At 67.5% G+C, this 13394-nt stretch carries 11 protein-coding genes and 1 pseudogene; 4 read left to right on the top strand and 8 right to left on the bottom strand.

Annotated elements, in window-relative coordinates; translation table 11 throughout:
• The 4 genes from NWFMUON74_RS22490 to NWFMUON74_RS22505 are packed head-to-tail and all read left to right on the top strand — an operon-like array spanning nucleotide 1 to nucleotide 3413.
• Nucleotides 1-1023, top strand: coding sequence for a D-isomer specific 2-hydroxyacid dehydrogenase family protein (locus tag NWFMUON74_RS22490; RefSeq protein WP_187683808.1), 1023 nt, complete (start codon nucleotides 1-3; stop codon nucleotides 1021-1023).
• Nucleotides 1016-2053: a D-alanine--(R)-lactate ligase gene (gene vanA / locus NWFMUON74_RS22495; RefSeq protein ID WP_187683809.1), complete on the top strand. Its 1038-nt coding sequence runs from the start codon at nucleotides 1016-1018 to the stop codon at nucleotides 2051-2053. The genes NWFMUON74_RS22490 and vanA overlap by 8 nt, the downstream gene beginning before the upstream one ends.
• Nucleotides 2053-2730 (top strand): D-Ala-D-Ala dipeptidase VanX, encoded by a 678-nt coding sequence (vanX, locus tag NWFMUON74_RS22500; RefSeq protein ID WP_187689343.1) that lies wholly within the window; start codon nucleotides 2053-2055, stop codon nucleotides 2728-2730. Before vanA ends, vanX begins: the two co-directional genes overlap by 1 nt.
• Nucleotides 2730-3413, top strand: a complete 684-nt coding sequence (locus NWFMUON74_RS22505; RefSeq protein ID WP_187683810.1) for a hypothetical protein — start codon at nucleotides 2730-2732, stop codon at nucleotides 3411-3413. The genes vanX and NWFMUON74_RS22505 overlap by 1 nt, the downstream gene beginning before the upstream one ends.
• A 222-nt stretch (nucleotides 3414-3635) precedes the next feature.
• Here NWFMUON74_RS22505 and der read toward each other — a convergent pair whose 3' ends face one another.
• The 8 genes and pseudogenes from der to xerD all read right to left on the bottom strand — a co-directional run bounded on the left by der (nucleotide 3636) and on the right by xerD (nucleotide 13319).
• Nucleotides 3636-5057 carry a ribosome biogenesis GTPase Der gene (gene der / locus NWFMUON74_RS22510; protein ID WP_187683811.1) on the bottom strand — a complete coding sequence of 474 codons (1422 nt, stop codon included), beginning with the start codon at nucleotides 5055-5057 and terminating at the stop codon, nucleotides 3636-3638.
• Entirely contained in the window at nucleotides 5054-5722 is a 669-nt protein-coding gene (cmk, locus tag NWFMUON74_RS22515) for a (d)CMP kinase (protein WP_187689344.1), read from the bottom strand. Before cmk ends, der begins: the two co-directional genes overlap by 4 nt.
• An 80-nt stretch (nucleotides 5723-5802) precedes the next feature.
• Nucleotides 5803-6642 (bottom strand): annotated as a pseudogene (locus NWFMUON74_RS22520) (pseudouridine synthase); the annotation flags it as partial.
• A gap of 1041 nt (nucleotides 6643-7683) precedes the next feature.
• The gene (gene scpB, locus NWFMUON74_RS22525) at nucleotides 7684-8340 is read right to left on the bottom strand and encodes an SMC-Scp complex subunit ScpB (RefSeq protein WP_232110516.1); all 657 of its coding nucleotides are present in this window, start codon (nucleotides 8338-8340) and stop codon (nucleotides 7684-7686) included.
• A 410-nt stretch (nucleotides 8341-8750) separates the two neighbouring features.
• Nucleotides 8751-9641: a segregation and condensation protein A gene (locus tag NWFMUON74_RS22530; protein ID WP_187683812.1), complete on the bottom strand. Its 891-nt coding sequence runs from the start codon at nucleotides 9639-9641 to the stop codon at nucleotides 8751-8753.
• The gene (locus tag NWFMUON74_RS22535; protein WP_187683813.1) at nucleotides 9638-10609 is read right to left on the bottom strand and encodes a ParA family protein; all 972 of its coding nucleotides are present in this window, start codon (nucleotides 10607-10609) and stop codon (nucleotides 9638-9640) included. Before NWFMUON74_RS22535 ends, NWFMUON74_RS22530 begins: the two co-directional genes overlap by 4 nt.
• Nucleotides 10610-10847: 238 nt before the next feature.
• On the bottom strand, nucleotides 10848-12239 hold the full coding sequence (locus NWFMUON74_RS22540) for an acyltransferase domain-containing protein (RefSeq protein ID WP_187683814.1): 1392 nt from the start codon (nucleotides 12237-12239) through the stop codon (nucleotides 10848-10850).
• Between the two features lie 153 nt (nucleotides 12240-12392).
• Nucleotides 12393-13319 (bottom strand): site-specific tyrosine recombinase XerD, encoded by a 927-nt coding sequence (gene xerD, locus NWFMUON74_RS22545; RefSeq protein WP_187683815.1) that lies wholly within the window; start codon nucleotides 13317-13319, stop codon nucleotides 12393-12395.
• Nucleotides 13320-13394 lie beyond the last annotated feature (75 nt).

The following is a 13394-nucleotide window of genomic DNA, read 5'->3' on the forward strand; positions in this document are numbered from 1 at the left end:
ATGAGCTCCAGCGAACCAGCGATCTCACGCTCCCGGCCACCGGCGACGGCCGGACCATCGGTACGAGCCACGATCTACGGGTGCGGCGCGGACGAGGCCGTCCTGTTCCGACAGCTGGCCCCTCGTTTCGGCGTACTGCCGACGCTCACTGCGGCGCCGGTCGCCGAAGACACCGTTGATCTGGCGCTCGGAAACCGAGCTGTCAGTGTCGGCCACAGGACTCGGGTGACGAACGCGACGCTTGCCGCTCTGAGCCGAGCAGGCGTGCAGTACATCTCCACCCGAAGTGTCGGGTACGACCACATCGATGTCGAATACGCCCACCGCGTCGGTATTTCCGTGGGCACCGTGACCTACTCACCCGACAGCGTCGCCGACTTCACCGTGATGTCGATGCTCATGCTGGTGCGCGGCGTGAAATCGGTACTCCGTCGCTCCGCACTTCACGACTATCGGCCGAGCGACACCCGAGGTAGAGAACTGCGCGACTTGACCGTCGGAGTGGTCGGTACCGGGCGCATCGGCAGGGCGGTCATCGATCGGCTGCGCGGCTTCGGCTGCCGCGTACTGACCTACGATATTCGCCCCACCGTCCACGTCGGTCGTGCCGGGCTCGACGAGTTACTGGTGAACAGTGACATCGTGACGCTCCATACGCCCCTATCCACGACCACACATCATCTTCTCGATCGGCAACGGATCGACCGGATGAAATATGGAGCATTTGTCGTCAATACCGGGCGCGGTTCGCTGATCGACACCAGCGGTCTGCTGTCGGCGTTGGAAAGCGGAAGGCTGGGCGGTGCGGCCCTGGATGTCCTCGAAGGAGAGGAAGGGATCTTCTACGCCGACTGCCGAAACGAACACATCGACAATGCCGCCCTGCTGCGTCTGCAAAGACTCCCCAATGTGCTGATCAGTCCGCATATCGCGTATTACACAGATCACGCCCTGGCGGACATCGTCGAGAACAGCCTCATCGATCTCGTGAACTTCGAAATGGATACCGCAGCACATGAATAGAGTGAAGATCGGCGTCATCTTCGGCGGATCGTCCGAGGAGCATCCGGTATCCGTCAAATCGGCGAACGAAATCGCGAACAACCTCGATACCGGCAGGTACGAGCCGTACTGGATAGGAATTACGAGATCCGGTGCATGGATGCTCTGTGACGGGCCGGACGCGGATTGGGAGAACAATGGTGGCCGTCCCGCCGTCTTGGCACCGGATCGAAGCGTCCATGGATTGCTCGTCCGGAGGCGCGCGGGCTACGAAACCGTCCGCCTGGACATGGCTCTCCCGGTGCTCCACGGAAAGCTCGGCGAAGACGGTGCGATCCAGGGCTTGCTGGAGCTGTCCGGACTTCCCTATGTCGGTTGTGGTGTCGCCGCCTCCGCGTTGTGCATGGACAAGTCCCTCGCTTACCTCGTGGCCCGCAGCGCGGGAATCGCCACGCCGAACTTCCTCGTGGTCGCGGCGAGCGGGGACGTCGATGCCGAACAGCTCACGTATCCGGTCTTCGTGAAGCCGGCTCGTTCGGGTTCCTCGTTCGGCGTCAGCAAGGTCGCCGGGAAGGACGAGTTGGCCGCCGCGCTGGCGGCGGCCCGCCGGTACGACTCGAAGGTCATGATCGAGGAGGCGGTGCCGGGCCATGAGGTCGGTTGCGCGATCCTCGGGGATGGACCGGACCTGGTAATCGGCGAAGTGGACCGGGTCGCCCTCTCGCACGGTTTCTTCAGGATCCACCAGGAGAGCTCACCGGAAACCGGTTCCGAGAACTCGACGTTCATTGTCCCCGCCGACATCTCCGACGATCTGCGCCGACGCGTCCGGCAGACCGCCGAGACCATCTACCGCGCGCTGGGCTGCCGAGGCCTTGCCCGGGTGGACATGTTCCTCACCGAGGACGGGCGGGTCGTCCTCAACGAGGTCAACACCTTCCCCGGTATGACCTCCTACAGCCGCTACCCCAGGATGATGGCCGCCGCGGGCCTTCCGCTGCCCGACCTGATCGACCGGCTCGTGTCGATGACACTGCACGAGGGCCGATGATGAATGCCGATTTCGTATTCGTGGACGAACTGGTGCCCGGCATTCGCTGGGACGCCAAGTACGCCACCTGGGACAACTTCACCGGCAAACCGGTGACCGGATATCTGGCGAATCGCATCGTCGGCACCAAGGCCCTGTGCGAAGCACTGACGCGGGCGCAAGCGCAAGCCGTCGAACTCGACTTCGGCCTACTTCTGTGGGATGGGTATCGACCGCGACGAGCCGTGGACAGCTTCCTCCATTGGTCGAGACAGGCGGAGGACGGCCGAACCAAACCACGTCACTACCCGAATATCACCCGATCCGAGCTGATCGGCAAGGGATACGTCGCCGTCGAATCCGCGCACAGCCGAGGCAGTACCGTCGACCTCACGCTCTATCACTTGCCTACGGGCGCATTGGCACATATGGGCGGCGGCCACGATCTGATGGACGTGATATCGCATCACGGAGCGGTGGGAATAAGCCGCGATGCGGCGAGAAACCGTCGTCAGCTTCGTTGGATCATGGAAAGCAGCGGTTTCCGCTCATACGATCGCGAATGGTGGCATTACACCCTCGACAGCGAACCATATCCGGACACCTACTTCGATTTTCCGATCACATCGAACAATCGATCGCTGCACGCTGCCCCCATTCCCGCAGGGCCCGCACGACACAGAGAGCCGGTGCTGTAATGAATGACGGCCTGCCCTACTTCTCACAGTGGGGAAGTAGGCAGCGTAACGACCACGTCGTGGTGCGGCGAACCGATCCCTCGACCGTGGAAGCGGTCCTGCGAGATATCGACTCCCGGTACGACTGGCGCTCCGACGGGTACAGTTCGCGTGCCGAATACCTGTTCTGGTCCCGGAAGCTCTGCGGCTTGGCGTGTCTACAGTCGTTGCTACACGGCTGGACCGACACCCGGCTGTCGATGGGCGCACTACTGACGCTTGCTCTCGATCGGGGCTGCTACACAGTCGAGCCCTCCGGCAAGGTCCACGGACTGTTCTACCGGCCCTTCATGGCGTGGATAGATGCGCAGTTCGGGTTTCGCTGCGAATTGGTCGAGCGCACCACGATCGAGGTGTCCGCCCGCCGGATCGGTCCCGGGCGGGTCATGATCGCTTCGGTATCACCCGAGATTCGCGACCCGGCCACCAAGAATCCGCTGCGAGGGGGTCATCTCGTATTGATCCATGCGGTCCACGACGGAGTCGTCCGGTTCCACGACCCGTCCGGATACACCAGCAACTCCGAATCCGCATCACTGCCCATACCTGTGTTCGAGAGATTTCACGCCGATCGAGGCATCGTGATCAGCAGCCGCGAAACAGCGGAATCGGCAGCCGCCGAACCGATTCGGCGGGCGTCATGATGCCCGGTCTGCGCGCACCGCGCATGCTTCGATTCGGCGTGGCCCAAGGGTCTGCAAGTCGCGTCCGCCCGGCACAGCGGGGATTGATGTGTAGATGCGCATATCACGGTATAGGTATCTACCTGATGTCGACCCGCGATGTCTCAATGCTTGCTGCGGTCCGCGTGTCGGTGCGGGTCGGCGCTCCCCCAGGCGCCGACCCGCATCGAATCGCGTTAGGGCTCAGCGCTTGCGGCGGTCGCGCTTCTCGCGGACCCGGATGGAGATGCGTACCGGGGAGCCGTCGAAACCGAATTCCTCGCGGAGGCGGCGTTCCAGGAAGCGGCGGTAGCCCGCCTCCAGGAAGCCGGTGGTGAACAGGACGAAGGTGGGTGGGCGCGTCGTTGCCTGGGTGGCGAACAGGACGCGGGGAAGGCGGCCGCCGCGCATGGGGGGCGGGGTGGCCGCTACCACTTCCTTGAGCCACGTGTTCAGGCGGCCGGTGGGGATGCGCTTGTCCCATGACTCCAGCGCGGTTTCCATTGCGGGGACCAGCTTTTGGACCGCGCGGCCGGTGTGGGCCGAGATGTTGACCCGCTGGGCCCACGGCACCTGGACCATCTCGCGGTCCACCTCGCGCTCGAGCTGGTAGCGGCGGTCCTCGTCGACCAGATCCCACTTGTTGTAGGCGATCACCAGTGCCCGCCCGGCGTCGGCGATCATGCTGATCACCCGCAGGTCCTGCTCGGTGATCGGCTGCGAGGCGTCGATCAGCATGACGGCGACCTCGGCCGCCTCGATGGCCGATTTGGTGCGCAGCGAGGCGTAGTACTCGGTGCCGCTGGCATTGACCACCTTGCGCCGCAAACCGGCGGTGTCGACGAAACGCCAAGGCTTGCCGCCCAATTCGACCAAGGAATCGACCGGGTCGACGGTGGTCCCGGCCACGTCGTGCACCACCGAACGCTCGTCGCCCGCGAGCTTGTTCAACAGGCTGGACTTGCCGACGTTCGGCTTGCCCACCAGCGCGACCCGGCGCGGCCCCGCCACCACGACACCGTCCTCGCGCGGCGTCTCCGGCAGCACCCCGAGCAGGTCGTCGAGCAGGTCACCGGTGCCCCGGCCGTGTGCCGCGGACACCAGCCGCGGCTCGCCCAGGCCCAGCGACCAGAGCACCGCGGCCTCCGCCTCCAGCTTCGCGCCGTCCACCTTGTTGGCGACGAGGATGACCGGAGTCTTGGAGCGGCGCAACACCTTCGCCACCGCTTCGTCGGTCGCGGTGGCGCCCACGGTCGCGTCCACCACCAGCAGGATGGCGTCCGCGGTTCGCATCGCCAGCTCGGCCTGCCGCGCCACCGACTGCTGCAGCCCCTTGGCGTCGGGCTCCCAGCCGCCGGTGTCCTGCACCAGGAACCGCCGGCCTGCCCACGACGCCTCGTAGGAGATGCGATCGCGGGTCACACCCGGCACATCCTCCACCACGGCCTCGCGGCGGCCCAGAATCCGGTTCACCAGAGTCGATTTGCCGACGTTCGGACGGCCCACGACCGCCACCGTCGGCATCGGCAGCTGCTCCTGCGCCGCCACGTCACCGTCGAGATCGGCGATCTCCCAGTCGGTTTCGTCCGACCAGACGCCGTCGGTGGCGAAGGTCTCCTGCGTCATTGCCCGCCTCCCGCCGAAACTTGTTGTGCCACAACCTGATACAGCTCGTCGATGACCTGCTCGCGGGTGAGCTCGCTGGTGTCGACCAGCACCGCGTCGGCGGCCGGCCGCAGCGGCGAGACCGCACGGGTGGAATCCAGGTTGTCGCGGCGCTGCACGTCGGCCAGCACCGCCTCGTAGTCGTCGCCGCGGCCCTCGGCGATGTTCTGCTGATTGCGCCGGAACGCCCGGGCCTCCGCCGAGGCGGTCAGATAGATCTTGGCGTCGGCGTCGGGCAGCACGACCGTGCCGATGTCGCGCCCCTCCACGACGATGCGCCCGGCGGCCACGGCGATCTCCCGCTGCAACGCGACCAGCTGCTCGCGGACCTCGGGCACCGCCGAGACCGCGGAGACCGCCTTGGTCACCTCGTTGCCGCGGATCTCGATGGAGACGTCCTCGCCGTCCAGCTCGATCACCTCGTGTGCGGGATCGGTGCCGATGGTCAACGGCAGATCCTTCACGGCGGTCGCGATGGCCACCGCGTCGGACAGATCGACGTCGTTGCGTAGCACGCGCAGGGTCGCCACCCGGTACATCGCGCCGGTGTCGAGATAACGCGCACCCATCCGGGTGGCGAGTTTGCGCGACACGCTCGACTTCCCGGTACCCGACGGGCCGTCCATCGCGACGACCAGCGTCGCCCGGGACAGCTCGTCCGGAATCCGCGTACCGTCCACGACGCTTCCTCCTGCTTGCACACCGTTCACAACGCCACCGCCTCGTAGAGCTTCCCGATTTCGTCACGGCCGAGCACCCGCAGCGTGCCGGGCCGCTGGTCGCCGAGCGCGACCGGGCCGATGTTGGTCCGCACCAGCGCGATCACCGGATGACCGACCGCGTCGAGCAACCGGCGCACGATGTGTTTGCGGCCCTCGTGCAGCACCACCTTGACCAGCGACTTGCCCTCGCCGACCTCCAGCACCTGGAATTTGTCGACGCGCGCCGGGCCGTCGTCGAGTTCGACGCCGTCGCGCAGTTGTCTGCCGATGCCGCGCTGGACCTCGCCCTGCACGGTCGCCAGGTAGGTCTTGCTGACCTCGAACGAGGGATGCATCAGCCGGTGAGCCAGGTCGCCGTCGTTGGTGAGCAGGAGCAAACCCTCGGTCTCGGCGTCGAGGCGGCCGACATGAAACAGGCGCTGCCCGGCCATCACCCGCTCGGCGACGATATCGCCCACGCAGGGGCGGCCGAGTTCGTCGGACATGGTCGACTGGTAGCCCTTCGGCTTGTTCAGGGCGAGGTACACTTGTTCGTCGCGGACCACGATGCGTACGCCGTCGACGCGGACCACCGCGGTATTCGGGTCGATGCGCAAGCCCTGTTCACGGACGATCGCGCCGTCGACCTCCACACGGCCCTGCTCGATCAGCTCCTCGGCGGCGCGGCGGGAGGCCACGCCGGCCTTGGCGAGCACCTTCTGCAGTCGCTCGCCCTCGCCCCAGGGCAGCTTCTTCGGCCCGGTCTCCTCCGGCTCGACATGCTGGTGCCGCGCGGGCTTGGCGAAGCTGAGCACAGTCGGCTGTTTGCGCTGCGGTTTCGGCTTGCGGCTCGGCGCCGGTTTGGGCGTCAGCGGCCGACCACCGCCGATGCTGGGTTTGCCTGCCAGCGAACGGCTTTCGCCCCGGCCGCTCTGCCCGGGACGCCCCCGTCCGGCCCCATAACCACCACGCTCATCCCCTCCACCACGGAATCCGGACCGCTCGCCCCCACCCCGCGCCCCGGAGTAACCCCCACGCTCTTGCGAGTAGCCGCCCCCCTGCGAACTACCGCCCCGGTCCTGCGAATAACCGCGACCTTGCGAACTGCTGCCACGGTCGTTCGAGTAGCCACGGCCTTGTGAGCTACTGCCACGATCCTGCGAAAAACCACGGCCCTGCGAGCTGCCACCACGATCCTGCGAAAAACCGCGACCCTGCGAGCTGCCACCACGATCCTGCGGATAATTGCGACCCTGCGAGCTGCCACCACGGTCGCCCGAATAACCACGGCCCTGCGGGCTCCCACCACGGCCCTGCGGGGCACTACCACGGTCGCCCGAATAACCGCCGCCCTGCGAGCTCCCACCGCGATCCTGCGAATAGCCGCGGCTTTGCGAGGTGCCGCGATCCTGCGAATAGCCGCCTCGCCATTGGGAATTGGTGCCACCGGAGGCCTCCCCGCGGCCACGCGAGAAGTCGTTGCGGCCGGATCGATCCGAACCGGACCGGCCACCGAAATCACGGCGATCGTCCTGGGCCGCGCCGTAGCCTCGGCCTGGCCGATCCGAGCCGCCGCGCCCGGAGTAACCGCCGGATCGGTCGCCGCGGCTCGCGTAGCCGCCGCTGTCACCTCGGCCGGAATAGCCACCGCGCTTGTCCCCACCACGACCCGCGTCTCCCCCGCGCCCGGAGTAACCGCCGCCGGTGTTTCCACCGCGGCCGGAGTAGCCACTTCCGTTGCCATCGCGGCGGCCGTAGTTTCCGCCGGAGTCGCCGCGTGCGCCTTGGGGGCCGCGTCCGCGGGATGAGCCACGGGGTGGCTCGTCACTACGTTTTCTGGGATCCGGTGTGCCATCTCGGCGAGCGGGTGTATTCACGTTGTCCTGTCAATCCTCTGAGCCGAGGTCGATATCGGCCTCGGCGGGTTTCCTCAGCTTGGCGTACCGCGGGTCGGTGTCCAGGCTCTCGTTGATCTCGTCGATCAGGTCGACGCCCGGCAGCAGGGGCGCCAGCGACGGCAGTTCCGCCAGCGACGCGAGCCCGATGCGTTCCAGGAACAGCTCGGTCGTGACGTACAGGGTGCCGTTGGTCTCCGGATCGGTCCCGGCCTCGGCGATGAGGCCGCGTGCCACCAGGGTCCGGATCACGCCGTCGACGTTCACTCCACGCACGGCGCTGACCCGTGCTCGCGTAACCGGTTGACGATAGGCGATGACCGCCAGCGTCTCCAAGGCGGCCCTGGTGAGCTTGGACCGCGCCCCGTCCAGCAGCATCCGCTCGACGTACGGCGCGAAGTCGGTTCGAGTGTAGTAGCGCCACCCGTCGCCCACGAATCGCAGGTCCATACCGCTGCGCCGCGCCGTCAACTCCGCCGACATCTCCCGCAACGCCCGCTCCACCCGCTGCTCACTGTCGTCCAGCGCCGAAGCCAGCAACTCCACCGGCGCGGGCGCGTCCACGATCAGCAACATCGCCTCCAGCGCCGACCGAAACTCCTCGTCATCGAGGACCTCCGGCGCCTCACCCGCAGTGTCGTCACTCACATCGACACGAGCGTCGAACCCACCGTCAGCCACCTCGCCCCTGCCATCACCATGCGCCTGCCCACCACCGAACGGCTCGGTGCCGACAGCCGTCCCGAGATCAGCCGCCCTGACATCGGCGGATCGCGTGTCGGCACCGCGTTCACCGGCAGCAGTGGTCTCCGATGTGACAGCGGTGTCGGTGGTGTCGGCCGTATCGCTCGCGGCACGCACGAGTTCCGCCGCGATCTCCGCTGCGGTTTGCCGCATCGGCGCCGAGCGTCCGGATGAGGCGGAGCGTTCGGATGAGGCCGAGCGTTCGGATGAGGCGAAGGAGTCGGTCCGGACGCCCGTTGCGGCGACACCGCCCGCGCCGGGATCTGGAGTTGCTGCTTCCGTGCCGGCGGGGTTCGTAGCCGCGCTGTCGTTCGTCACCCGTAGTCCTCGTCGATTGTCAGCGGTTGGGCGGGCTGGTCCTCCGGTTCACCGACCCAGCTGATCGCCAGTGGACCGAGGGGGTCGGGCTGGTCGAATTCGATCGTCTTGCCTCGGTAGAGCTCCAGCAGGGCCAGGAAGCGGGCGACGATCTGGATCGGTACGTCGCAGTCGGCACACAGTTCCGGGAACGTGGTCCAGCCGCCCGCTCCGCGGTTCTTCAGCATCTCCAGCACCAGCGCGGCCTGCTCGGCGACCGAGATGGCGTGGGCGTGCAGATGGTCCAGCCCCACCTTCGGCGTCGGCCGCGGCCGGAACGCCGCCGCGGCGACCTCGGCGAAACCGGCGGCGTCGACCCCCAGGGTAACCTCCGGCAGCAGGTCGAGGAATCGCTCCTCCAGCGACACCGCCCGCGGATACCGCCGCAGCGCCGCCTGTTCCAGCTCCCCCAGCAGTTCGGCGACCTGCTTGAACGCCCGGTATTGCAGCAGCCGCGCGAACAGCAGGTCGCGAGCCTCCAGCAGTTCCAGATCGTCCTCGTCGGTCACCTCACCGGCGGGCAGCAGCCGCGCGGCCTTCAGATCCAGCAGCGTGGCGGCCACCACCAGGAACTCGGTGGTCTGGTCGAGGATCTTGTCCGCACGCAGCGTCGGATCGGCATCCAGGCTCGCCGTCAGCATCTTGGTGTAGGCGATGAATTCATCGGTGACCTGATGCAACGCCACCTCGGTGACGTCGAGCCGACGCTGACTGATCAATTGCAGCAGCAGGTCGAACGGACCCTCGAAGTTGCTCAGCCGCAGATGAAATCCGGCCGATCTGTCCGGATCGTCCGGCGCGGCGGGGGCGGGCAAGTCCTGAACTGCTGACCGGATGGTCTCCGTCACCGGCCCGACCGGTGGATGACTTCCCGTGCCATCGCCCGATACGCTTCCGCGCCAGCCGATTTCGGCGCCCAGGTGGTGATGGGCTCACCGGCCACGCTGGCATCCGGGAAGCGCACCGTCCGGTTGATCACGGTGTCGTACACCAGCTCGCCGAACACCTCGACCACCCGTGACATCACCTGCCGCGAATGCAGCAATCGAGCATCGAACATGGTGACCACGATGCCGGACAGGCTCAGGCGCGGGTTCAACCGGTCCCGCACTTTCTCCACGGTGTCGGTGAGCAGCGCGAGTCCGCGCAGCGAGAAGTATTCGCACTCCATCGGAATGATCACGCCGTCGGCGCAGGCCAGCGCGTTGACGGTGAGCAGCCCGAGCGACGGCTGGCAGTCGATGAGGATGTAGTCGTAGCTGCCCCGCAACGGAGCCAACGCGCGGCCCAGCGTCTGCTCCCGGCCGACCTCGTTGACCAGCTGGATCTCCGCGGCCGACAGATCGATGTTGCTGGGTAGCAGGTCCATGTTGTCGACCTTGGTCTTCATCAGCACGTCGTCCGCGCTCGCGCGGCCACCGACCAGCAGATTGTGCACGGTGAGGTCCAGATCGTGATGCGCGACGCCGAGGCCCGCCGATAACGCCCCCTGCGGATCCAGATCGACCAGCAGCACCCGGCGCCCGTATTCGGCCAGCGCGGCACCGAGATTGATGGTGGAGGTGGTCTTGCCGACCCCGCCCTTCTGATTGCACATGGCGACGATCAGCGCGTCGCCGTCCCCGGTCACGGGCGGGGGTTCCGGAATTTCGCGCAGGGGGCGACCGGTCGGGCCGAGTTCCGTGCCGTCCGCCACGATGTCCTTCGCCTCCCACAAGGTCTGGGCCGCCTGCTCGATGCGCGAGCCTGGCCGGGTCTGTGAAAGCGGTTCTGCCGCAGCTCTGATCGGCGGTTCGGCCGCGTCGGCTGTCGTCATATCCGCTGCTCCTTCAGTTTTCCTGCCCAAATGCCCCGCCGAGCGCCGCGGGAAGTGTTCCCACCCGACGTCACCCAGGGTCGCATCCAGACCCCATAGACGCTACCGCTTGCGAGCGCAAGACCTATGCTCGGACACGCTCTGTGAACATGCCCGCAGCACGGTCCGGCATCGAGTGTGAACATGAATACCGCATCGGAGTCAACACTAATCGTGGCCGCGACCGGCACCGGCGAGATCAGTCGGCAATCTCGTGCGGCGGCACGATCCAGTCGGGAATGTCCGCATCGGTGTCGGCCGTGTCGGAGACGGCGCGCCTGGGAAAACCTTGCGGTGCGGCGGGACCGGGCTTGGCGACCGCGCCGTCGGTGAGCAGGTCCCAGCGAAAGCGCACATCGCGCACGGCGACGGTGGCGAGGTTGCGGGTGAACTCGGTGAGGTCCTCGGCCTCGCGGCGGGAGGTGGCGACCAGCCCGAACCCTGTGTCGGCAGCGTTCTCCGCGGCCCGGGCGGTGGTCAGGTTCTCCTGCTCGGCAGCGTTCTTCGCGGCCCGGGCGGTGACCAAATTCTCCTGCACCGCCAGCGCCAGCATCGGGTTGTCGGCCAGTTCGACGAACAGGTCCGCGCTGTCCGCGGCGGCCATGGTGGCCTGGTCGAACCGCACCCGGTTGCGCAGGTTCAGGAACCAGAAGTCCGCCTGCGGCAGTCCCGGCGGCATCCGGCCGCCGATGGTCGAGGCGAACAGCGGAATGTCGGAGTCGTCGAAGGTCCACTCGTACAGGTGCTCGCGCACACCCTCGACGGCGAGCCGCCGGTAGGGCGCGACGACATCGGTGTGCGCCGGGTAGTCGACGCGGATCTCCTTGGCGAATCGAGCGCTCGCCCGGACGGATTCGATGACCTCCAGCACCGCCGCCCGGTGTCCGGAGACGGCGACGATATGGGGCGAGTTCACTACCGACAGTTTCAGCCAGCCGATGTTGCGGGCGATGATCGACTCACATTCGGCGACGTCCACTCCGAGCACCGCCATGGTGTAGCCCCGCGGCGCGTGCTCGGCGATGAGATCGGCGCGCACCTTCGTCGCCACCAGCGCGTCGCGCACGGTGGACATGCCGCACACCACCGCCGCCGCCAGCTCACCCTGGCTGTGCCCGATGGTCGCCACCGGGGTGACGCCGGCGGCCAGCCACATCGCGGCCAAGCCGAGGGTGTGCATGAACAGCGCCGGCTGCAGCACGCCGATGTCGTCGGTGTACTGGTCGTCCTCGACGAGCAGATAGTGCAGCGGTTCGGGCGCTCCGAGTTCGTCACCGAGGATGACCGCGCACTCGTCGACCCGGGCACGATAGGCCGCCGAGCGGTCGTAGTAGATCCGTCCCATGCCCGGCCGCTGACTGCCCTGCCCGGGAAAGACGAATGCGGTGCGCTGTGTGGTGGCCGGTCGCTCGCCGCGCACCACCGCCGGATCGGATTCCCCCGACACGACGGCGTCCAGGGCGCGGCGCAGCTCATCGCGGTCGGAGACCATGGCGAGCGCGCGGTGCGGCCGGACCGTTCGGGTCCGCAGCAACGCGGCGGAAATCTGATCGGCGCCCGCATCGGGGTGTTCGTCGAGATAGGCGCGCACCGCGACCGCTTCACGCGTCAGCAGGTCGGAATTCTCGGCGGAGAGTACGACGGGAATCCGCCCGTCCGGCAGCCTGTAGCTGGAAATGATTCTGCCTCCTGATCCGCCGCACAGCTAACCCGAGGAAACAATATGCCACAGGCCGGGAACGGGTCACCTCGCGCGCGGATGCGCGGTCGCCCACACCTCGTGCAGCGTGTTGACGGTCACCAACGTGTAGATCTGGGTGGTCGTCACCGAGGCGTGGCCCAGCAGCTCCTGCACGACCCGGACATCGGCGCCGCCGTCGAGCAGATGCGTCGCGAACGAATGGCGCAGCGTGTGCGGCGAGACCGTGGCGCCGATTCCCGCGCGCTCCGCCGCGTCCTGCAGCACCTGCCAGGCGCTCTGCCGCGACAGCCGGCCGCCGCGGACATTGCAGAACAGTGCCGGATTTCCCTTGCCGCGCAAGGCCAATGCGGGCCGGCCGCGGACGAGATAGGCGTCCAGGGCCGCGAGCGCCGGACGACCGATCGGTACCATGCGCTGCTTGCCGCCCTTGCCGTGCAGCACGACCGCGCGGTCCGCGGTGTCGATGTCGTCGATGTCGAGCCCGACGACCTCGGAGATGCGGGCGCCGGTCGAGTACAGCAGCTCGAGCAGGGCGCGATCGCGTAGTCCCCGCGGCCCCCCGTCGGCCGGTCCGGTACCGCCCGCTGCCTCCAGCAGCCGCGAAACCTGGTCGTACGGAAGGGCTTTCGGCAATCGGCGGGCCGGGGTCGGCGGTTTGACCGCGTGCGCGACATCGCCCGCGGTGATGCCCTCGGCGGCGGCGAACCGGTGCAGCCCGCGCACCGCGACCAGGCCCCGGGCGGCGGAACTGGCCGCCAGCGGCGGGTAACCGTCGCCCCCGGCGCGCAATGCGACCACGAAGTCGGCGATATCGCTCTCGGTGACCCGGTCCAGCCCGTCGATCCCGCGCCGGGACAGGAATTCCCGGTATCGCTCGAGGTCGCGCCGGTAGGCGCTGGAGGTGTTGCGCGCCGCGCCGCGCTCGACCGTCAGATGGTCGAGGTACGCCTGGATCTGCCGCTGCAACACCCGTCGCTCCCTACTGCCGCGTCCCGCGCGACCGTATCCCACCCGCGCGGCCGAATCCCGCCCGCGGGCACCGCC

The organism is Nocardia wallacei (genome assembly GCF_014466955.1).
Classification (GTDB): domain Bacteria; phylum Actinomycetota; class Actinomycetes; order Mycobacteriales; family Mycobacteriaceae; genus Nocardia; species Nocardia wallacei.

What these genes read in the sequence shown, in the direction of transcription:
- der (WP_187683811.1), bottom strand. Translation starts at nt 5,057, where the DNA reads ATGACGCAGGAGACCTTCGCCACCGACGGCGTCTGGTCGGACGAAACC.
- cmk (WP_187689344.1), bottom strand. Translation starts at nt 5,722, where the DNA reads ATGGACGGCCCGTCGGGTACCGGGAAGTCGAGCGTGTCGCGCAAACTC.
- vanX (WP_187689343.1), top strand. Translation starts at nt 2,053, where the DNA reads ATGAATGCCGATTTCGTATTCGTGGACGAACTGGTGCCCGGCATTCGC.
- NWFMUON74_RS22535 (WP_187683813.1), bottom strand. Translation starts at nt 10,609, where the DNA reads ATGACGACAGCCGACGCGGCCGAACCGCCGATCAGAGCTGCGGCAGAA.
- NWFMUON74_RS22505 (WP_187683810.1), top strand. Translation starts at nt 2,730, where the DNA reads ATGAATGACGGCCTGCCCTACTTCTCACAGTGGGGAAGTAGGCAGCGT.
- NWFMUON74_RS22490 (WP_187683808.1), top strand. Translation starts at nt 1, where the DNA reads ATGAGCTCCAGCGAACCAGCGATCTCACGCTCCCGGCCACCGGCGACG.
- vanA (WP_187683809.1), top strand. Translation starts at nt 1,016, where the DNA reads ATGAATAGAGTGAAGATCGGCGTCATCTTCGGCGGATCGTCCGAGGAG.